General features: G+C 62.8%; 12 protein-coding genes and 2 pseudogenes. 5 read left to right on the top strand and 9 right to left on the bottom strand.

Annotated features, from left to right (window positions below; all coding sequences use genetic code 11):
• Positions 1 to 53: 53 nt before the first annotated feature.
• The 3 genes and pseudogenes from ACODTJ_RS23890 to ACODTJ_RS23900 all read right to left on the bottom strand — a co-directional run.
• Positions 54 to 266 (bottom strand): annotated as a pseudogene (locus ACODTJ_RS23890) (transposase); the annotation flags it as partial.
• Positions 267 to 328: 62 nt separating this feature from the next.
• Positions 329 to 884, bottom strand: a pseudogene (locus tag ACODTJ_RS23895) (transposase); the annotation flags it as partial.
• Positions 885 to 1,156: 272 nt separating this feature from the next.
• Positions 1,157 to 1,945: an ABC transporter permease gene (locus ACODTJ_RS23900; protein ID WP_488850283.1), complete on the bottom strand. Its 789-nt coding sequence runs from the start codon at positions 1,943 to 1,945 to the stop codon at positions 1,157 to 1,159.
• Positions 1,946 to 2,214: 269 nt separating this feature from the next.
• On the opposite strand from ACODTJ_RS23900, the gene ACODTJ_RS23905 reads away from it, so the two are divergent.
• Complete coding sequence (locus tag ACODTJ_RS23905) at positions 2,215 to 2,610, top strand: hypothetical protein (RefSeq protein WP_488850285.1); 396 nt, start codon at positions 2,215 to 2,217, stop codon at positions 2,608 to 2,610.
• Between the two features lie 21 nt (positions 2,611 to 2,631).
• On the opposite strand, the gene ACODTJ_RS23910 is transcribed toward ACODTJ_RS23905, so the two are convergent.
• Both ACODTJ_RS23910 and ACODTJ_RS23915 read right to left on the bottom strand, forming a co-directional pair.
• Positions 2,632 to 3,348: a class I SAM-dependent methyltransferase gene (locus ACODTJ_RS23910; protein WP_488850287.1), complete on the bottom strand. Its 717-nt coding sequence runs from the start codon at positions 3,346 to 3,348 to the stop codon at positions 2,632 to 2,634.
• A 425-nt stretch (positions 3,349 to 3,773) separates the two neighbouring features.
• Positions 3,774 to 4,736, bottom strand: coding sequence for a class I SAM-dependent methyltransferase (locus ACODTJ_RS23915; protein ID WP_488850289.1), 963 nt, complete (start codon positions 4,734 to 4,736; stop codon positions 3,774 to 3,776).
• Positions 4,737 to 5,194: 458 nt separating this feature from the next.
• Between ACODTJ_RS23915 and ACODTJ_RS23920 the strand changes: the two genes are divergently transcribed.
• From ACODTJ_RS23920 to ACODTJ_RS23935, 4 genes are all read left to right on the top strand, one after another.
• Positions 5,195 to 6,601, top strand: a complete 1,407-nt coding sequence (locus ACODTJ_RS23920) for a cytochrome P450 (RefSeq protein ID WP_488850291.1) — start codon at positions 5,195 to 5,197, stop codon at positions 6,599 to 6,601.
• A gap of 15 nt (positions 6,602 to 6,616) precedes the next feature.
• Positions 6,617 to 7,465: a lysophospholipid acyltransferase family protein gene (locus ACODTJ_RS23925; RefSeq protein WP_488850293.1), complete on the top strand. Its 849-nt coding sequence runs from the start codon at positions 6,617 to 6,619 to the stop codon at positions 7,463 to 7,465.
• Between the two features lie 40 nt (positions 7,466 to 7,505).
• Positions 7,506 to 8,324, top strand: coding sequence for an SDR family NAD(P)-dependent oxidoreductase (locus tag ACODTJ_RS23930; protein WP_488850295.1), 819 nt, complete (start codon positions 7,506 to 7,508; stop codon positions 8,322 to 8,324).
• A gap of 61 nt (positions 8,325 to 8,385) precedes the next feature.
• The gene (locus tag ACODTJ_RS23935; protein WP_488850297.1) at positions 8,386 to 9,174 is read left to right on the top strand and encodes a hypothetical protein; all 789 of its coding nucleotides are present in this window, start codon (positions 8,386 to 8,388) and stop codon (positions 9,172 to 9,174) included.
• A gap of 27 nt (positions 9,175 to 9,201) precedes the next feature.
• Here the strand turns inward: ACODTJ_RS23935 and ACODTJ_RS23940 are convergent, their stop codons facing one another.
• The 4 genes from ACODTJ_RS23940 to ACODTJ_RS23955 form a co-directional block, all read right to left on the bottom strand.
• Positions 9,202 to 10,527, bottom strand: coding sequence for a glycosyltransferase family 4 protein (locus ACODTJ_RS23940; RefSeq protein WP_454658304.1), 1,326 nt, complete (start codon positions 10,525 to 10,527; stop codon positions 9,202 to 9,204).
• A 123-nt stretch (positions 10,528 to 10,650) separates the two neighbouring features.
• On the bottom strand, positions 10,651 to 12,003 hold the full coding sequence (locus ACODTJ_RS23945; RefSeq protein WP_488850299.1) for an aminotransferase class I/II-fold pyridoxal phosphate-dependent enzyme: 1,353 nt from the start codon (positions 12,001 to 12,003) through the stop codon (positions 10,651 to 10,653).
• Positions 12,000 to 19,445 carry an SDR family NAD(P)-dependent oxidoreductase gene (locus tag ACODTJ_RS23950; protein WP_488850301.1) on the bottom strand — a complete coding sequence of 2,482 codons (7,446 nt, stop codon included), beginning with the start codon at positions 19,443 to 19,445 and terminating at the stop codon, positions 12,000 to 12,002. The genes ACODTJ_RS23945 and ACODTJ_RS23950 overlap by 4 nt, the downstream gene beginning before the upstream one ends.
• Before the next feature lie 116 nt (positions 19,446 to 19,561).
• Positions 19,562 to 20,851, bottom strand: a complete 1,290-nt coding sequence (locus ACODTJ_RS23955) for a glycosyltransferase family 4 protein (protein ID WP_488850303.1) — start codon at positions 20,849 to 20,851, stop codon at positions 19,562 to 19,564.
• Positions 20,852 to 20,879 lie beyond the last annotated feature (28 nt).

Genomic DNA, 20,879 nt, shown 5'->3' on the forward strand with positions numbered 1-20,879 from the left:
AACAGGTGGCCGGCTTCGTTTCGGAATCAATGGCCGGCTTCATCGGAATACGCAGCCAGCAGCTTCTTGAGGCGGGCGTTCTCATCCTCGAGGGTCTTCAGCCGGCGCGCATCCGACACGTCCATCCCGCCATACTTCGCCTTGAACTTGTAGAAGGTCGCCGAGGAGATGCCGTGCTTGCGGCAGACATCCGCCGTCGCCGCTCCGCCCTCCTGCTCCTTCAGCATCCCGATGATCTGCTCTTCCGTGAATCGTGAGGGGCGCATCGTCCGTCTCCTTGATCGACAGACTCTACTCAAATCTTGAGGAAGATCAGGGTCTCAGGTCACAAGCCTAACTCATTGTAGATCCTTCGAATCCGCTTCTGATTGACATGCCAGCCCTCGCGCCGCAGCAGCACGTCCACACGACGATAGCCATAGCGAACGCGGGTCTCGCAGATTGCTTTGATCCGGGCGGCCAAGGGGGTCTGGTCGGGCCGGCACGATTTGTAGTGGTAGCTCGACGTGTCGAACTCAAGGACCGCACAGGCCCGCCGGATTGACACCTGCCATTCGCCACACATCACGCCGACGAGCTCGCGCTTGCGACCAGGCCTCAGAGCTTTCGGCGGATCACGTCCTGGAGCATCTCACGGTCCAGCGCGAGATCGGCGACGAGCTTGCGCAGCTTCGCGGTCTCATCCTCGAGCTGCTTCAACCGGCGCACCTCGGCCGGCAGCAGCCCCTCGTACTTCTTCTTCCAGTTGAACCGAAGGTCCGCGAAGCGAAATAGGCCGCCTGGCTGATTCCGGCCCGCCGGCAGATCTCCGCCACCGGAATCCCGTCCGCGCCCTGCTTCAGAATGAACGCCTTCTGGGCATCCGAAAACTTCGAATCCTTCATCGCCTTCCGCTCCTCCCAGCCCATGGGAAACGACGCGGAAAACTCTAACCCAAAGCGATCCAGTTTTAAGGGCTCAGATCAGGCTCAGATCACTCAGAACAGTGCCGACGTGTTCGATTACATTGAGCGGCTCTACAATGCCGTTCGCAGGCATTCGACCATCGGCTACATCAGCCCGGTCGAATGCGAGAAGAGGGCGGGACTAGCCAAACTATTTGTTCACAGAACCGGCAGCAGGCTAGACGACGTAGTGGCAAAAACGCGCCCTCAACCTAGGCTTCAACTCTATCCTTTACCCACTCGAAAGCAAAACAGCCTACGCCGGCCAAAATGAGGGCCCACGACACCGCATATAGCCGATCAGCGTGGATCGTAACCTCAGGGCCAAAATAGCCGCCCCTGATGATCTCATACCCATGCACCAAAGGGACGTACCCCGCGTATTCCTTCACCGAATCCGGAAGCCACTCAATCATGAAGAAGCAACCGCAGAATGGCAGCAAAAAATACTGCATTGGCTGGTTCACTTTTTCTACGATCTCGGACAACTCGGAGAGCGATGCAATCAGTAGACCACTGCCGGTGCCAATCGCCCCCATAATCAACCAACCTTCTAACACCAAACCTGAATCATAGGGCCACTGAAGAACTCCTATATTATATAACACCAAGAAAACAACAATTGCGGAACCAGATACCGATACGTACTCTAGCAAAAGCCTTGCCAACAATACATCCATCAGGGATATATTTCTAAATATTGTAATAAATTTTTGTACCCGCATCGCGTTTACCATAATGCCGGTTTGGTGACGCCACAAAGTGAGCGGCATGTATCCCGTAAACACGAACGCTACCATACTAATACCGTGTGATGACGGTCCCTTGGTAAACGACCAAATTGCCATCACCCCCAAGCAAAGAACCATCGGCTCAACGATGGTCCACATAAATCCAAGATTATCTCTTCCATAACGCCCAATCATAAAACGAATGATCAAAGCTTGAAAGACACGCTGCTTTACGCTCAGCGCAGCTTGCAACTGGTCAAATCGTGACACCGGCTAATCCTATGCGATTTCGCTGATCGCCAGCCTTACATACCGGTCGCCCCAGCATCTAGTCTACCGAATTGTGATAGCTACCCGAGCGCCCCTAGGCCAGTGGGATTGCGCTTGCGCCGCGCCTCAACCAAGCTGGAACGAAAATCTGCCTAACATGGCGACATGGCTCGCCTCGAACAGCATCGCCTCGAGGCAGACGAATAGCCACTCGCTCACGCCACCTTCGTCCCCCCCCGGAACAGCCAGATTGCGCGCACGTCCACGGCATGATCGGACAGGCCAAGCCCGAGAAAACGCCGGAAGGTCAGCCGATCGCCGATCTGGAACAGCTACCTTTCCGGCTGAGGCTTGGGGCGCGCTCGAGCGGCGGCGACGCCGTGACCGATACCATCCCCGCGCCGACTTCCGATGAAGCCGTTACGGATTCTACGTGCCGAAGCCGTCGTCTATCCGACGCTACCGAGCTTGCGCCCGGCGCGGATCGCAACCTCCTGGTCGGTCGACGCGGGCGCGCTGTGCGGGTGCTCGACGCGCTGATCGCCCCCCCCCCCGCGCGAGACCAAGAGCGGCGGATCAGCATCCAAAAAGCCATGTGTCTCGTCGAAATGAGCGCAAACTCATGCGAAGAAGCGCCCATCTTTGATTTCCCAAAATGGCTTTAAGTCCCAAGCGCTTCTGCAACTTCAGCCGAAGACGACGACCGGAGAGCCCCACATATGCACTACCTTAAAGCTGGGCTGCTCCTTGAAGCACATACGAAAACTTTCGAAGTAGCGATCAACATGGCTGATATCGGTAAAATATAATTTATTTTCATGATAGCAAAAAGGCTTCGCCTTAGCATAGGGCGACACCATCAATTTACAAACCCCCTCATGGACCCCAGGCCAATGAGAATTATAATAATCATCAACAATAATTATCCCGCCCCCCGCCATGATATCCATAGCTAAAATCATATCGCTATATACACGTTCTGCAGTATGACCGCCGTCAATACTAATAATACGAAACGCTCCACTTTCATTAACTAAATTAAATCTGTCCATTACGTTCAATGAAACACTATCGGATTTTATCACAATAACTTTACGGTCTCCAGCGATATAGCGCGCTACGTTATCGCTAAAAATGATCTGATTACCCTCACCGGATTTATCGACATTAAGATCCTGCTGATCGAATACATCGATCGCAACGCAAGACTCTCCCGGGCGCGAGAGCGTCGCGAGAGCGATGAAGAATCGCCCATGATGAACCCCGATCTCAAGCACACCGCCTGCAATCGCATGCGTTTCATGCAGCACCGCAATCTGTGCGATCGGCAAGCGGACACGCTCACCAAGCCAACCTTGCACTTCGCGGTACCCCACCTCCCAATACTCGTCCAACGTGATCATAATCAGCTTTCCTCACGAGCCCTCGGGCTTGCACGTATTGGCACCTTCAGCCAACGCACAAATGCAATCTGAAGCAATCCAATGCCCCTTAGCGCCGTTATAGTCGAGAGGCGATTTCATTCCACCTTCTAGCCCGCAACATTGGGAGCATTAAAATCGGTATAATTCGCTCCTACGCCCAGCGACAACAGCGCCGTCTGGCGGCCCAGATTTCCAGAGCCCCCTCAAAGTTCGAACAACCGCAAATAGGGCGCCGAGATGATCACCCATAAACTTAGATCTCGGCCTCAGCTTTGCCCAGCGCTAAGACAACACCCTTGATAAAGGTAAATCTGTTATAGATCAACTCCAACTCGTTGTCACAATTACTGAATTCAATTTCCATCAATTGACGTTTAAGGGCACCAACTAATCAGACAGCAGCCTCACCAACGCTGCAGGCCCCGCCGCAATACAAAGAAGAGGTCATTCGACGGAATAGCCCGAGCTCGAATTAACTCCTCCTCAAGCAACATGAGAATCTCTAGGATGGCGAAATCGGATTCGCTCCGGAAATTCCCCGCGCGCCAAGCAAGCAACTGCTGCAAAAGAGTACCTCCCATAGGGCGAACCTCGACGGCATCGAACAAACTGAAGCGCAAACTACGCAAATCAGAAGAACGCGGGCATTCCGTCGGATCGACGCGCATCAACTCGGTCATGCTGACACCCTCAAAGCGATCTTCAACAACGCCAGTTTGCAAGTTAAGACGCAGATGAGGAGGCAGCGCGAGAAATGCTCTCTCGATAATGCGCCGGACTTCCGGATCTATCTGCATACGCGGAGGCCCAAAATGATCAACCCCCAGTATTAACGTATTCTGATCCATCAAATCACGAAGATATATAAGAAATTTTTCAATATTACTTACATGATGTATAGAGTGGCAGAAAAATATTATGTCAAAATCTCGTCCATCAAAAGAATTTGGATCGTTAAAATCAAATGTTGAAAACCGTTTTGAAATGTCAATATCGGAAAATCGTCGCTCGGCAGCCGCAATCAATGCCGCATCGTAATCAAGGAGTGTAATATCATCTATCGGCCATCCTTGTTTAATCATATCATATTCGATATTACCGAGCCCACACCCAAACGAAACCATCCGCAACCCTTCGTCGCCCCGTTTGATCCCTTGCATGCGCAAGCGAGCCAGAAGCGAATCCAGATGCTTCTCCTTGGCGTAGGCGAACCATGTCCCTCCAGCATCCATAGGCAGACCAGTCGTCATCTCGTTGACGTACCTATGAACAGGCGCAAGCCCCTTCCAATCGAGGATCTTCCGACGCTCTTCCCAATCAGATGCGAGCATCTGAGACCAAGCCGTCGACGAGGAAGCGCCGATCACGAAGGAACTCTCATCATTTTCCAAAGGACGCCCTCTTACGCTGAACTCGGTAAATCGCATGGCAGCGAAGCAGTTAGCACACCCGCAGACTTTGGCCACCCATAACGCTGCCTGAAAGCGCCCAAAGAGCAAGCACCACAATCAGAGATATTGGCGGAACAAGTCTTGACAAAATAACCGAAGCACCGCCCCTCCTTTCAGTAGCAAAGCACCCTTCCCCACCCGGACCGGCTCATGAACGCTCTCCACAAGGCCGTATGCCGCGACACCCGCTTGAAGCCCGACAGCATTTCGGCCCGTCTTCCCAGACCCAACCTGCTACACATCGGAAACACATCACAAAATTCGCCATTTATCTACGGAAATAGAGATCACTACTTCGAGAATGATAGAAAAAATAATATTTATAAGAGAGATATTTCGTATTTTGATAATTTACACCGATGTGAAAAAACAAAATGACAAACAATATTATGAATTCAAATTTCGATCGAACATTTATACCAAATTATCCAATTCCTTTGGATAAAGATCCAAGTATTTTTCACTTGATCACGGCATCTCGCCGGAACCTTCTTGAAATATGGCCAATCACTTCTTATCGATCCGGCATAGATAGATTCAATATATTGCGACGTCAGATCTTTTTGGTGAACAGTCCGGAGCATATACGCTACGTTATCGTCACGCGGCACGATAATTTCGAACGGAAGAGCCCGCAGATGCGGCGGGCGCTCGAGGCGCTTCTGGGGGATGGGCTCTTCATCAGTGATGGAGAGACCTGGAAGCGTCGCCGGCCGCTGGTCGCCGACATCGTCCACAAGCGCCGCCTGCCGGAATTCGGCCAGACGATGGAAGAGGCGGCGCTCGCGGTCGCTGCCGAATGGAGCCAACTACCCGCCGGGGCCGAACTCGAGCTCACCGAGGAGATGGGGCGCCTCACCGCCGCGATCATATCGCGCGCCGTGTTTGGCAAGAGTATCGCGCGCGAGGCAGCCCAACAGGTCATTGACGGCTTCAGCGCCTATCAACGCCACGCCGATTCCTTCAATCTCGGCTACTTCCTCGGCGCCGACGAGGGTTGGCCCGCTTTTAGCCGCAAACGCCGGCGCCAGTCGATCGCGATGGTCCATGGCGTCGTCGAAAATGTCATCAACGCCCATCTTGCCGGCGAAGGCGATGCCGGCTCGATGGTCGACCTGCTGATCCGCCGAAACCAGAAGAGCGGCGGAGAACCGCTCGATGTCGCCGCTTTGCGGAACGAGGCCGCGACGATCTTCATGGCCGGACACGAGACCACTGCGACAACGCTGAGCTGGGCCTGGTATCTGCTGGCCAATGCGGCCTGGGTCAGGCAGAGCGTCCATGAGGAGATCGCGGCGGTCTGCGGTGACCGAGCGCCGACCCTCACCGATCTCCCGCAGCTGCGCTGGTGCCGCGCCGTGATCCAGGAAACGCTGCGGCTCTATCCGCCGGTTCCATTCCTGCCACGACAGGCGCGCGAGGCCGACCGCATCGGGCATATCGATGTCGAGAAATCGGCCCTCGTGATGATCTCACCCTGGCTGCTGCACCGGTCGCACGATCTCTGGGACAAGCCGAACCACTTCCTGCCGGAGCGCTTCCTGTCCGGCGCCCGGATCGATCCCTTCGCCTATATTCCGTTCGCGGTCGGCCCACGCATCTGTCCCGGCATGAATTTCGGCCTGGACGAAGCGACGCTATGCCTGGCCATCTTGGCCCAGCGCTTCGAGGTTCTGCCGCGGGAGGGGTACAAGGTCGAGCCGGTCTGCCGCTTGACCCTGCGACCGAAGGGTGGTCTGCCCGCCCGCGTGGTTGCGCGCGCGTCGCGGGATAAGATCTAACGGGACGATATCGTCATGCAGGCCCTGGAGAGAGTGCTGCATAGCGCCATGCGGCGCCTGCCGATCCAGCTCGTTTCGGATATCGGCGCCAGGCTGGCCTGGCTCAAGATCCGCTTCATCGATCCGAAGGTCGCCCGGAAGGCCCGCGACAACATCCGTCACCATTTTCCCGCCATGCCTGCGGCAGAGGTCGAAAGACTCGTCTGGCGCTTCGTCGACAATGTCGGGCGCCTGATGGCCGAATTCTCCATCGTCCACCGCTTCGCGGCGTCCGGGCGGCTGGAATTCGTCGGCGAAGAAGCAGCGCGTGCGCAGGTCGGCAAGGTGCCGACCATCGCGCTGTGCCTGCATCTCGGCAATTGGGAGGTGCTGGCTTCAGCCATGCAGATGATCGGCGTTCCCATCGCCTCGATCTCCGAAGTGCCGGAGAATGCCGCCCATCGTGACATCGCCGATGCGACGCGCAGCGGCTTCGACGTCAAGGTCCTACCGCCCGACCGGAACGGAGCGCTCAGGGCCCTGTCCATCCTGAAGGGCAACGGCGTGCTGGCTCTGTTCCCGGACGAGAAGCGTGGCGACACGATGATGGCGCCCCTGTTTGGACGATCGCCGCACGCGAAAGGCAATCTCGCCCTGGCGGCCAAACTCGCCCGGCGCACCGGCGCGCAGCTCGTCGTGGTCTATTGCGAGCGGCTGGAGGGCGTGCGGTTCCGGCTGCATTTCGAGGGGCCGTTCCATATGGATGCCGGCAGAAGCGATCCGCTCGCGGATGTCGCCTTCCTCAACAGCCGGATCGAGCCCGCGATCCTGCGTCATCTCGACCAATGGTACTATCTCGACGACGCAATCGGCCCGGTCGTATGACCATCGCCAACCTGCAACCGCCTGACCGGAGAACGCCATCGTGCCAGCGCCCTCCCCACTGAAGGTCGCCGTCATCTCCGGCGGATCGAGCGGTATCGGGCTGGCCTGCGCGCGTGTGCTTCTGGCGCGCGGCTATCGCGTCGCCCTGCTCGCGCGCGATCCGATGCGATTGCGTAAAGCCGCCGCTACGCTTGGCTCCGACACCGAAGCGCGCGTCGATCTCATGCCTGTCGATGTCACCGATGCAACGGCGTGCCAGGCGGCCATCGCCGAGATCGCATCCCGGCACGGGCGGATCGACTGGCTCATCACCTCGGCGGGCATCGTCGAACCCGGCCTGTTCCGCGATCTCGACCTCGCCGCCCACCGGACACAGATGGAGACGAATTATTTCGGGACGCTTCACCTGATACAGGCAGCGGTTCCAGTCATGCGCGGCCGTGGCGGGCGGATCACGCTGGTCTCGTCAGGCGCAGCCTTCATCGGGATCGCCGGCTATAGCGGCTATGCGCCCGGCAAGTTCGCCGTACGGGCGCTGGCTGAGATCCTGCGGCTGGAGCTCGCGGAAGACGGCATTGCCGTCAGCTTCGTCGCTCCGCCCGACACCGAAACGCCGCAACTGGCGGGCGAAAAGCCGAAGCGCCCGCTGGTGACCCGCCTGATCTCCGAGCAAGGCGGCACGATGAGCGCCCCGCAGGTTGCTGAAAGGATGATCGCGCAAGCCGAGACGGGAGCATTCTTCCTGGCGCCCTCGCGGACGATGGCCTGGCTGGCGCAGTTCCACAGCCTGTACAGGCCGGTCCTCGCATGGCAGCAGCGGCGCGTCCTCAAGCGAAGCCGCGGGACCGACCGGGCATGATGAGACTCGCGACGCCCCGACACCGCCCGGCAACCGGAACGCGCTCCTCGCGAATGAACGCATGATCTATATCTGCTACGGCATCACGAAATCGGCGAGCACCTTCCTCTACCAGATGACCGAGGAGGTCTTCCGTGCAGCCGGGCGACCAGTGGTCAGGCTCGGAAAGCCGTTCCGGAAGGCCGATTCCGTCGAGAACTATTTCAACTTCATCGATCACGAGCTGCTGGGCGATATCCAGGCCGAGATCGGCGACCAGGACATCGTCCTCAAGACGCATGGCCCGCCGCGCGGGAACGTGGCGCAGATGGTGGCCGCCGGCGAGATCCTGGCAAACGCCTCGATCCGGGACCCACGCGAGATCGCTCTGTCGATGGTCGATCACGGCACCCGTTCGCGGCGCTGGCGGACGAAGGCGTTCTCGGAATTCGCCGATGTGGCGGACACGCTGAACTCGATCGATATCCAGCTCGGCTGCTTTCAGGGCTGGACCGATACCGGCGCGCTCAAGGTCTTCACCTATAACGCCATCTGCTATGACAGTCCGGCCGTCATCCGGGCCATCGCCGAACAGATCGGCGCGACCGTCGATGTCGAGGCCGTTCTCGGCAAGTTCCACGACAAGGGCGTCATCGGGCAGTTCAGCAAAGGCAAGGCACTGCGCTACTCCGAGATGAGCGACAGCGACCAGGCCGTGTTTCGCGAGCGCTATGCCGCGCTTTATGCCACCTACGCGTTCGATACCGACGAGGCCCGCCGCATCGCCGCGGAACAGGCATCGCTCACGCTGCGCGCCTCGGGCGAGGTCGCCCAGTTCATCACCAAGCTGCGGCGGCGCTTCGGCTTCTGACGGAGACGCCGGCCAAACCGGGCTCTGTCAGCCGAGGACGCGATCGTAAACCGCCTTCACCCGCTCGGCATGCCGCGCAGGCGAGAAGAACTCCGCGCGCTTCCGCCCGCGATTGACCAGTTCCGCGCGCAGGTCGGCATCGGCATCAAGGGTCCGGATCGCATCGCGGATTTCCTCGATATGATAGGGGTTGACCAGCATCGCCGCATCGCCGGCCACTTCGGGCAGCGAGCTGGTATTGGAGGTGATCACCGGCGTCCCCAGCAGCATGGCCTCAAGGATCGGCAATCCGAAGCCCTCGTAGAGCGAGGGGAAGAGGACGCCGCGTGCGCCGCGGATCAGGGACAGGAGCGAACCCAGCGGCACATAGGGCAGGCGCTGGACGCGCCGTTCCGGCCGGATATGCGAGCCGTCGAAGCGCCAGCTCAGCAGGCGCTCGTCCTTGAGCATCTCGACATCCTGCTCGTAGAGCCAGCCCAGGCCGCCGACCAGAATGAGCGGCCGCGTCGACCCCGACGCGGCGTAGGCTTCGACCAATCGCGAGATGTTCTTCTTGGGTTCGATGGCGCCCAGGAACAGGAAATACTCCTTGAACGCCAACCCATAGCGATTATCCACGTCGCGCGCCGCCTCCTCGTCCGAGACGGACAAGGAGGCCTCGCTCAGCGAGACGGATTGCCAAGTATTGGTGATGCGATCGTCCGGTATCTTGAAGAACTCCTGGACGTCCTTGCGCGTGAACTCCGAGACCGTGACGATATGGTCGGCCTTCTCCACGAGATGCTTGATCATCGTGTAGAAGTACTTCTTCTTGTCCAACGTCGCGTAGGGCAGGCGCAGCGGCACGATATCATGGATCGTATAGATATTCGCAGCGCCCTTCACAAAAGCGGGCGTCGGGCGCGTCACGTGGAACAGGTCATGCCGCCCCTCGGAGCGCACCGGCATGCGATGCCCGAAGCGGTTGAAATGCATGAAGGCACGCTCCCAGAGCCGGACAGCACCGTAAGTCGGGTGGCTTCGCTCCGCCGAAGCGCCGGAACCCCGATCGACAACGATGCGCGGATTCGGCAGGCGCTGCGCCCTGACGCCGCCGGGGATGCCAGTCACCCAGTCGATGCCGCGGGCGGCCAGCTTCAGCGGGTCGATCGCCTTCGGATCGACGGCATCGTTGAGAACGACCTCCGAGAGAAGCGGATCGCGGCGGTTGACGCGCTGCTCGGTGCCGATCAGCAGCTCCACATCGTAACCCAGGCCGGTCGCCGTGCTCGCAAGGTTGCGGGCATAGGTCGCGATGCCGGTGCCCTGCTTGAGCATCGTCGCATGGGCTTCAAGGAGGATATTCTTCGGCACCGGCTCCGGTCCCTTCTTTGACGGTCTCGTTTCAAGCGCTGCCGGCGGCAGAATGATGTGGCCGAAGAGATTCGATCAAGCCGCGATCCGGGCGGACCGATCGAGCGCCAACCTGCTCCCGGCTCAGCCTCTCAGGATCTGCTTCAATGACGCGTCGCCCAGGTTCCGGATTTCACGGACCAGCCCCTCGACCGCATCGTCGATCTGGGCGTCGCTATGCGTCGCGTTGATGAAGAAGCGCAGGCGCGCAGCCTTCTCGGGCACGCCCGGCGGCACGATCGGGAAGGCGTTGATGCCCTGCTCGAGCAGGCGCTGCGCCAGCATGACGGTCGGTACGGTCTCGCCGATGATGACCGGGACGACGCCGAAGCCCCAGCTTTCGCCGGTGTCGAGCCCGGCATCCTGTGCCCGCGTGCGAAACCGTTGCGATTGCCGCTGGAGCCGCGCGACGCGCTCCGGCTCGCGCGCCATCAGGTCGAGCGCGACGGAGGCGGCAACCGCATTCGAGGCGGGCATGCCAACGCTATAGACGAAGCCAGGCGCCTGATGCTTCAGCAGATCGACCACCGCCGCACAGCCCGCGACATAGCCACCGCAGCTGACGAGCGATTTCGACAGCGTTCCGAGCCAGAGGTCGACGCCATCGGGCGCGAGGCCCTGATGCTCGAAGATGCCACGGCCACTCGCTCCCAGCACGCCGAGACCATGGGCGTCATCGATCATCAGCCAGGCGGAAAAGTCCTGCTTGATCGCGATCAGGCGTGCCAGATCAGGGCCATCGCCATCCATCGAGAACAGGCCTTCGCTGACGATCAGCACGCGCTCGAACCGGTGTCTGTCGGCCGCGAGTATGGCTTCGAGCGCATCGAGATCGTTATGCGGGAAGAAACGCCGCGTCGCGCCGGAGAGCTGGGCGCCGACCACGACACAGTTATGGATCAGGGCGTCATGAAGGATCAGGTCCTTCGGCCCGAGCAGCGTCGCGATCGAGGAGACCGCGCCGGCATGGCCGGAGACGAAGGCGATGCAGTCCTCCGCCTCGTAGTTGCGCGCCAGCGCCTGTTCGAGATCGCGATGAACGCGGCGCTCGCCGGCCGTGATCCGGCTGGCGGAGACCGAGGTTCCGAACACCGCCACGGCCTTGCCCACGGCATCGGCGATCTCAAGATGGCCGTTCAGGCCAAGATAGTCGTAGGACGCGAAATTGACGACAGGCTTGCCAGCGATCACCGAGGTCGCGCCGGCCTGGGCATCGTGCAGGCGGTAATAGGGGTTCTGCAGCTTGGCGAAATCGGCAAAGCCGCGCTGGAACTTCATCTGCTGGTAGAGCGGATGGTCCTCGAAAGCCATGCTGACGCGCGGCCGCGGCCGGACGGCCCGCACTGCCGAAGCTGGCGCGGCGCGCGGCGCCTCATTCATCTGCGCCAGCAGATCGGCGAGGGCGCCATCGGACAGGGGCTTGTTCTGATCGCTCATTCTGCAGCGCCGCGGCTGGGCCGGCGAACCATCGCCTCGATCTCGCTCGCCTGTTCCGGAGAGATGTCCATCTTCGAATGGACATTGGCAAGCCGGATGATGGTCGCCTGCATGGTCCCCGAAGAGGCAGGCACGGCCGCTTCCTGATCCTGCCCCTCGGCCTGGTCGAGTTGGTCGACGATCGTGCCGGCCATGTCGAGCAGGCTGCGGTCGCCAGCGCCGACCACAGCGATCTGGACGCCGATGGCGCTCTCCAGCGCCATGTGGAGTTCCAGCGCCATCAGCGAATCGAGGCCGAGATCGGCGAGCGGACGCGTGAGATCGACCTTGCCTTCCGCCATGCGCAGGATTTCGGCGACCTCGCGGCGCAGCACGCCGGTGACGATCCCGATCGCTTCCTCGCGGCTCTTGCCGCGCAGGGTAGCCCCAAGGTCCTCGGCATGGGCGGCGCGCGCCTCCCCTCCGGGCTGGACGAGATCGAGGAAGGCGGCGCTCTTGAGCAGGCTGAGCCTCTCGGCTCCGGAGCCGGAGGAGAGCCCGGCGTAGAACTGCACGGGATCGGCCGCGTTTCCGAGGCTGAGGAGCCGGCCAAGATGCGCCAACGCCTCGAAAGCGCGCATCGGCACCACGCCCGTTGCCCGACGCAGGCGCTGCCCGAGTTCCTTGTCGCGGGCGATGAGGCCGACATCGGAGATCGCGCCCCAGCCGATGGCGAGGCCAGGTTTGCCCCGCCTGCGGCGGTCCCGCATGAAGCCTTCGAGGAAGCCGTTGGCGGCGACATAGGCGCCCTGCCCCGGGCTGCCGATCAATGTCGTCGCCGAGGAATAGGCGACGAAGACATCGAGATCGTGATCCTCGGTCGCGCGCGCCAGATTGATGATGCCGTCCACCTTGGTCCGCAGCACGGCCCGCAGGCGCTCCGGCAAGAGATTGGCGATCAACCCGTCATCGAGATGCACCGCCGCATGGATGACGCCGCGCAGCGGCCCGTGCTCCCGCGCCAGGCGACCAAGCGTCTCGGTAACCGCAAGCTTATCGCAGACATCGAGGCTCTCGACGACGACCTCTGTGCCGCTCGCGCGCATCTCGGCGAGCTGCGGAGCGAGATCGTCATCAACGGCGCCGCGACGGGACAGGAGGGCGATCTGCGAGGCCCCCTTCCGCGCCAGCCATTGCGCCGTCGCAAAGCCGAAGCCGGTGGTGCCACCGACGACGACATAGAGGCCGGGACGAGCGGCATAGGTCAGTGAAGCCAGATCGGTCCGTGCCGCGCGAGGCGGCCGGATGACGATCTTGCCGACATGCTCGGAGGCCTGCATCGTCCGGAACGCCGCCCCGACCTCATGGGCCTCGAAGCGGCGATAGGTCAGCGGACGCAGACCCTGGTTTCCGAAAGCGTCCGACAGCCGCGCCAGCATCCCGCGCACCAGCGCGGGATCGGCCGCCAGCAATTCGTCGAGATCAACACCGCTATAGGCGATGTTGCGCAGGAACGGCCGGAGAGCGAGCTGGGTGTTGTCGAGGAAGTCCCGCTTGCCGAGCTCGAGGAAGCGCCCGAAAGGCTTGAGCAGGCGGAAGCTCGCCAGCATGGCCGGGCCCGCCAACGAGTTCAGCACGACATCGACGCTGCCGACCTGCCGGCGGATCTCGTCGGCGAAGCGCTCCCGACGCGAATCGAAGACCGCATCCGCACCTGCCGCCGTGGCGATGGCGCGCCGCGCATCGCTGCTCGCCGTCCCCAGGACCTGTGCTCCATGCAGCTTGGCGATCTGGATCGCGGCAAGGCCGACACCGCCGGCCGCGCCATGCACCAGAACGGTCTCGCCGGCGCGGACATGGCCGCGCTCGACCAGGGCATACCAGGCCGTCGAGAAGGCGACGGGGATGGTCGCGGCCGCTTCGAGATCGAGCCCTTCCGGGACCGGGAAGAAATGCCAGTCGGGGCAGGTGATGTGGGAGGCGAAGGCCCCGGCAGCGAAGCCCATCACGGGATCGCCCGGCCGCAGCCGGGTCACGCCGGGGCCGACCCGGCTGACCCGTCCGGAGCATTCGAAGCCCAGCGCGGCACGGGTCAATCCCGCGCCGAGCAGGTCGTCGTCGAGGAGCCCGAGACCGACCATGACGTCGCGATAGTTCAGGCCGGCAGCGACGACCTCGACCTCGATCTCGCCCTCGCCCGGCTCGTGGCGCGGCTGCCGCAGCCACTCAAAGCCGTCGAGGCCGACGCCATCGGCGAAATGCAGGACGGCGCGCTCGTCGCGGCCGAGCGGCGCATCGCGCTCCATGCCGCGTCGGATGCGGCCGACTTCGAGGCCGGAAGCGGTGATCCGCAGTTCCCGCTCGGCGTTGTCGGCATCCAGAACAGCGGCCAGTTCCGCCGCCGGCGCAGACGAGGCGATATCGACGAGACGCAGGTCGATCTCCGGGAACTCGTTGATCGCGACCCGGATGAAGGCGTGGATACCGGCCTCCTCGCCCATGCGGGAGCCGTCGCCAGCCGAGGCTGCCTCGGTCAGGACCAGCATCCGGCAAGGACGCTGGGCTGCGGCCAGCGACTTCAGCACGGCAATCATCGTCTCTATGCGCGCAGCCAGCCGGTCGAGCGAGGTCGTATCCGAAGCGTCCGGCGCCACGACAACCGTCGCATGCGCACCCTCGGGCAAAGCGGCGAGCCAACCGGAAAGCTGCTCGACCCGATCGCTCGCGAAGAGCGCAGCCTTCGTCAGACCGTAATGGTCGCGCGGATCGGCCGCGCCCTGCCCGGTCACGATGGCAACGGCATCCGGCACATGATGGGGCGCCTCGACCGAAGCGGCGCGGGCGCCGACCAAGGCCAGCGCTCCGTCCGGGCTCCGGCCCGACTCGACTGCGGTTGCGCGCGCTTCCTCGGCGAGACGGCGCATTCCCGCCGGCCCGCCGGACGGCAAGCCCCTGCCATCCTGCCAGACAGCAGGCGTCGCCGCGCCGAGCAGAAACGACAGATGCAAGTCCTCGTCGGGCTGGGCGAGCAGGATCGGCGCATCGTCGGCCAGCAGGGCCAGGGCGCTCCGGATCACCAGCGCGTTCGTCTCGTGGAGCGGAGACAGCGGCATGTCGAAACCGATCAGCGCATCGAAACGGCTCGGGGCGGATTTCTCGATGCCCGCGATCACCAGCATATCGAAGAGGCTGCCGATCCCCGGCCAGTGCCTCTGCTCGTCGGCCCTCTCGGCATTGGCCGCGGCGAAGGTCGCCTGGATGCGCCCGGCCCGGACTGCCTCCGCCAACGCCTCGGTCAACCCGCCATTCCAGCCGCCGGCGACGAGCACGCGCAGGGGCCGCGAGGCGGCCGCAGTCCAGCCGTCCAGCGCCTGTTTCGCCACGCCGCGCATCGACGCCGAGAGGCCGAGCAGATCCCATTGATCATGCGCAAAGCCGGCGGAGCGGGCCTCGATCTCGCCCCGACGCAGGAAGGGGCCGGCCTGGACCAGCGCCTGCGCGGCCAGACGCAATTCGCGGTTGGCTGCCGGAAAACGCTGCTGGAGCGTGCCTAGCAGGGCCTGAGGCGACGGCATGGCGAATGTCGCGGAGAGCCGCGTGCCCTCCTCCGCGCTGTCCAGGCCGCCGGCCATCGCGAGAATATCGCGGGCCATGCCGAACAACGGCTCGGCGACGGCTGCGATCTTACCCTCGATCAGCACGCTTTCGAAGCTGTCGACAGCTTCGGCGGAGAGCAGATCGCGGCAGAGGCTCCGCGCCAGCGAGATAGAGAAGGCCTTCAGCAGCAGCGATAGCTGCCGCGCTTCCTCGGAGCTGCCGCTATCGGCCCCGCCGAGAGCAGCGGCCGGCAATGTGACTGGCGCGATCGCGAGATGGTCCTCGCGGAAGGTCCGCTCGATCATGAACGGCTTGACCAGATGCACCGAGCGCAGGACCGCGGCCTCAATCGAGGCGACGCGCCCGCCGCTCTCGTCCATCAGCGAGACCGAAAGCGTCTTGAAGCGTTCCGTCTCGGTCTCCAGCTTCGTCACCGAATGGGTGACGCTCACACCTGGTTTCCAGACCCGGATATGCCGGAAGCGGATCGGGAGATGCGCCTTGCGCTCCCCGTCCCTGTTGGGGCGGGCGAGGAACAGGCCGTGGAAGCTGGCATCCAGCGAAACCGGGTGCAGCACATGCCGGTCGTCATAGGCACCGGTGCCACCTTCGGGAACGCGGAGGCGGCTTTCGCCGACCGTCTCATCCCGGAGCGTCGAGACCACGGCGCGGAAACGCTGCCCGTAGTCGAGCCCGGCCCGCTCGGCCGCCGCATAGATCTCAGCCGTCTCGCTCAGGATGGGGGCATGGACTGTTGGCAGCGGCGGCAAGGGCAACGCCGCCGCATTCTGCAAGGCAGCAAGCGAACCGCGCGCGTGCAGAATCCAGTCGGCGGCGGCGAAGCGGCGTCGGCTCCAGATCTCGACGGTGTCAGTGTGTTCGAAATAGCGTGTCGAAACCTCGCGCGTCTCGTCCTCGCCGAAGGTCATCGCCTTGGTGATGTCGAATTCCGCGATCTCGAGCGGCACCTCGCCGAACAATTCGCGGCCGGCGGCCAGTGCGAACTCGATCAGCGCCGCAGCCGGCATGACCACGCCGCCATCGACGCGATGATCGTCGAGATAGGGCAGCAGGACGGGATCGAGCAGATTGCGCCATTCCGCCGAGCCGTCCGAAACGCGCGGCCCCAGCAGCGGATGCAGCGGCGTGCTCGCGATCAGGCGGCCGTGGAGGTTGATCGCCTCGACCGTCTCCTCGAAGCGATAGTCTTCCGGCTGGAAGGGATAGGGCGGCAGCGGTTCGACCGTCGGCGGCGCGGAGCCGAACGCCGCCTCCCGCTGATGGGCGACGCCGTTCACCACCAGGCGCGCAACGACACTGCGGATCGGGTCGCGATCGAGAGGGTCGTTGTTCGCCAGTGTTGGCAGCACCGGATTCTGGGCCTCGCTGGCCCGCAAGATGTCCGAGATCGGCCCGACCAGGAGCGAGCGCGGCGCGATCTCGACGAAGGCGGCGTCAGGATGGGCAGCCCGCGCCGCCGCCACAGCTTCGGCGAAGCGGACGGGCCGGCGGATATTGTGCCACCAGTAATCCGCATCGAGCTCGCCGGAAGCCAGTAATTGCCCGGTCACCGTCGAATAGAACGGCACGCGCGGCGCCTGGGCGACAAACGTGCCGAGATCGGCGACCAGCGCCTGCTGCACCCCGTCGAGCGCCCGCGAGTGGAAGGGATAGTCGACATGCACCGGGACGCCCGCGATGCGGCTCTTCCGCGCCAGCCTTGCCAGCGCTTCGAGTTGGTCGGCAGGGCCGGAGACCGTCGTTGAGGTCGCGCTGTTATAGGCAGCGATATCGATATCCTGCACGCCGGCTTCGACGAGCAATTCCTCCACCTTCGATGCAGGACAGGCCAGGACCAGCATCCGCCCCTTGCCGCGCACCGATTCCTGATGGCGGCTGCGCGTGTGCATGATCCGCAGCGCATCGCGCCGGGAGATCAGGCCGGAACATTCCACCGCCGCGATTTCGCCGACGCTATGGCCGAGGATGCCGACAGGGCGCGTACCATATTCCGCCAGAACGGCGGCGAGCGCCGATTGGACCGCAAAGATCAGCGGCTGCGCGATCGAGGTCTGGTCGAGTTCCTCGTCCGACACGCCGTCGCGTAGGCGCCCGGTGATCGACCAGCCGGCAATCTCCGCATAGATGCAATCGATCGCGTCGATCTCTCGCCGGAAGGCGGCATTGGCGCGATAGGCTGCGCGGCCCATTCCCACGAATTGCGCGCCATTGCCGCTGAACACGAAGATCGCAGGCCGCTCGCCACCATGGGCCACGGCGGATGCGCTGTCCTTGCGGGAGTCAGAGCCTTGCGCGAAGGTGCGCAGGCTGGCCGCCACGTCCGCTGCAGCCGACGGATTCTCCTGGATGGGAACGGCAAGCCGGTGCGGCAGCAATTCACCTTGATAGGCGAGCGCGCTCGCGACACGAGCGACGGACCGGTCGCCGGCGACCGTCTCGGCGATCTGTAGCGCGCGCGCCTTCAGTGCATCCGCCGTACTGCCCGAAACCAGTAGAACCTCGGCAGGCCGGGAAGCTGCAACACTTGTCCTGCCCTGCTCCTCGCAGCGCGCCGAGCGCAGGATAGCGTGACCGTTGGTGCCGCCGAAGCCGTAATTGCAGACGCCGGCGAAAAGATCGCGTCCATCGGACGGCAAGGCGAGCGGCTCGACGACGGGCTGCAAATTGAGATCGTCGAAGGGAATCGCCGTATTCGGCGCTTCGGCAAACAGCGACCGAGGCACGAGGCGGTGCTCCAGTGCCAGGCTCGCTTTCAGCAGGCTCGCAAGCCCCGAGGCGGCCTCCAGATGGCCGAGATTCGACTTGACCGAGCCGATCGGCAGCGGAGCCGCGCGATGCCGGCCCAGCGCCCCGCCGATCGCGGCCGCCTCGATGGGATCGCCGATCTTGGTCCCAGTTCCGTGCGCTTCGACGAAGGCCAGGACATCAGGGTCGAAGCCCGCATTCCGATAGGTCGCCTCGATCAGTTGCTGCTGCGTGTCCTGTGACGGCAGCGAGATGCCATTGGTCCGACCATCGGCATTCGTACCGGCGGCAACGACGACGCTGCGGATCCGGCGGCCGGCGGCGATCGCCTCGGATTCCCGCTGCAGCACGAGCACGACCGCGCCCTCGGAACGCACATAGCCGTCGGCAGCCTCGGAGAAGGGCCGGCACAGCCCTGTCGTCGACAGCATGCGCGCCTGCGAGAAGCCGATGAACGGCACCGGCGAGAGCAACATGTTGACGCCGCCGACGATCGCCAGGTCGACATCGCCGGCACGAAGCGCCGCCACCGCCTGCGCCAGCGCGATGAAGGACGAAGAGCAGGCGGCATCGACCGTGAAGCTCGGCCCCTTCAGGTCGAACACGTAGGATAGCCGGTTGGCCAGGATCGACAGGGCATTGCCCGTCATGAAGTGACTGCCGATCACAGCCGGATCGAAGGCACCGGCGCTCTGGTAGTCAGCGAGCGAGGCCCCGACATAGACGCCGACATTGCGGCCGGCCAGTGTCGAGGGTGGCAGGCCGGCATCCTCGAAGGCGCGCCAGGCAGCAGTCAGCAGCAGCCGCTGCTGCGGATCCATCTGCTGGGCTTCGCGCGGCGAGATGTTGAACGGTGCCGGATCGAAACCGAACGGATCATCGAGATAGCCGCCAGCGAAACTATAGGAGAAGCCGGGAGCGGGATCGCCCGGCCGCAGGAAGCGCTCGACGTTCCAGCGCCCACGCGGCCGCTCCGAGACGACGTTTCGTCCCTCCAACAGCAGCCGCCACAGCGATTCGAGGCTATTCGCACCGGGCAGAAGGCAGGAAGCGCCGATAATGGCTGCCTCTGCGACAGTTGATTGCTTGTGAAACGGCATAGACTTCGGCAATCCCAGTGCTCTCAGGCAATCACAGCCGGTGCTTTACGGCAGACTAGTCTCGCTCCCATCCTTGTCTGCTGATAAGGGGCATTTCGCCAAAAAACAATCCGAGTTCAGTCTAAAGCTGCTTCACCGTCTTCAATCCTGCGGATAAAGGACGACAGTGCGGCGAAGTACTCGACCCAGGTGAAGTTCGCATAGGCCGGAAAGGGTGCCAGGCGACGCGGTCCCGTCGACAGCAGCGAGGCAATCGCAGCCTCCCAGCCGAGGCCGTCGATTGGATCGACGAAAACCGTTTCGGGATGCCCGACCTCGCGATGCGCCGGGATGTCGGAAGCGACCACCGGCGTGCCCAGTGCCGCCGCCTCCACGACCGGCAGGCCGAAGCCCTCGATGAAGGATGGCATCAGCAAGGCGCGGGCGCCGCTGATCACGCGCTTCAGCGCCGGCGTGGAAAGGCCGTGAAGTACATGGATATAGGTGCTGACATCGCCAGAGCGCCGCAGGCGGTCGAGAATCAGATCGCCCTGCCAGCCTTTCGCGCCGGCAATCACGAGATGCGGCGTCGCCGCACCAAGCCGGCGATGCAGCCGCTTCCAGACTTCGAGCAGCAGGAGATGGTTCTTCCTGAGTTCGATCGCGCCGCAGACCACGAAATAGGGGATGGAGGCGAGAGTCGGATCCGGATCCGGCGCCTCGCGGAAGATCGAGGGAACGGGCAGAGGCAGCGCCAGCGTGGGCAGCGTCCGCGCGCCCCGGCGCTTCAGCTCGACCTCGATCGCCTGCTGGGCGGTACGGGTCGTGACGATCAGCCCAGAGGCATAGCGCGCCGTCTGGTCGACCATCGCCGCATGAGCCTTGACCGCGCCGGGAGAAACATATTCCGGCATCTCCAGCGGAATCACGTCGTGAAGCATGAAAAGCGGGCGCACATCAGGGCGCTTGTTCAGCCAGCGCAGCAGGAATGGCACCGCCAATCCGATCTGGCCGACATTGACGTAGACGGTCCCGGGCTTGAGGGTTTTGACGACATCACTGCCGAAGCCGATGCCCGTCGCCTTGAGCAGCGAGGTCATCCGTGCGGAGACGGCCAGACTGCCGTTCCGCGGCAGATGCCAGGACGACTTGCCGGCCTGCATGGTCGGCGCCAGCGCCATCCAGGCACCGTCGATCGCCGGCTGCCTGTTCTCGGCCCAGAGCTCCTCGAGCCGCGTCAATCCGCGCAGGACACGCTCCCGCGGAAACGCGCGCGTGCCCCATGCGGTGGGCAGGACCGCCCAGCATTCCTCATCCGAATGCTCGAAGAAATGGCGTGCGTAAGCGAGATCGACCCGATCGATCCCGCGAGGCGTCAGGGACAAAGGTCCGAGGAACAGGCGTGTCGCGTCATAGGCGATCGGCACAAGGAAACCCTGGCGGATTCAGCTGATC

The sequence above is a fragment of the Allobosea sp. FG18 genome (assembly GCF_057809495.1).

What these genes read in the sequence shown, in the direction of transcription:
- ACODTJ_RS23905 (WP_488850285.1), top strand. Translation starts at nt 2,215, where the DNA reads ATGATCGGACAGGCCAAGCCCGAGAAAACGCCGGAAGGTCAGCCGATC.
- ACODTJ_RS23910 (WP_488850287.1), bottom strand. Translation starts at nt 3,348, where the DNA reads ATGATCACGTTGGACGAGTATTGGGAGGTGGGGTACCGCGAAGTGCAA.
- ACODTJ_RS23920 (WP_488850291.1), top strand. Translation starts at nt 5,195, where the DNA reads ATGACAAACAATATTATGAATTCAAATTTCGATCGAACATTTATACCA.
- ACODTJ_RS23925 (WP_488850293.1), top strand. Translation starts at nt 6,617, where the DNA reads ATGCAGGCCCTGGAGAGAGTGCTGCATAGCGCCATGCGGCGCCTGCCG.
- ACODTJ_RS23935 (WP_488850297.1), top strand. Translation starts at nt 8,386, where the DNA reads ATGATCTATATCTGCTACGGCATCACGAAATCGGCGAGCACCTTCCTC.
- ACODTJ_RS23945 (WP_488850299.1), bottom strand. Translation starts at nt 12,003, where the DNA reads ATGAGCGATCAGAACAAGCCCCTGTCCGATGGCGCCCTCGCCGATCTG.
- ACODTJ_RS23950 (WP_488850301.1), bottom strand. Translation starts at nt 19,445, where the DNA reads ATGCCGTTTCACAAGCAATCAACTGTCGCAGAGGCAGCCATTATCGGC.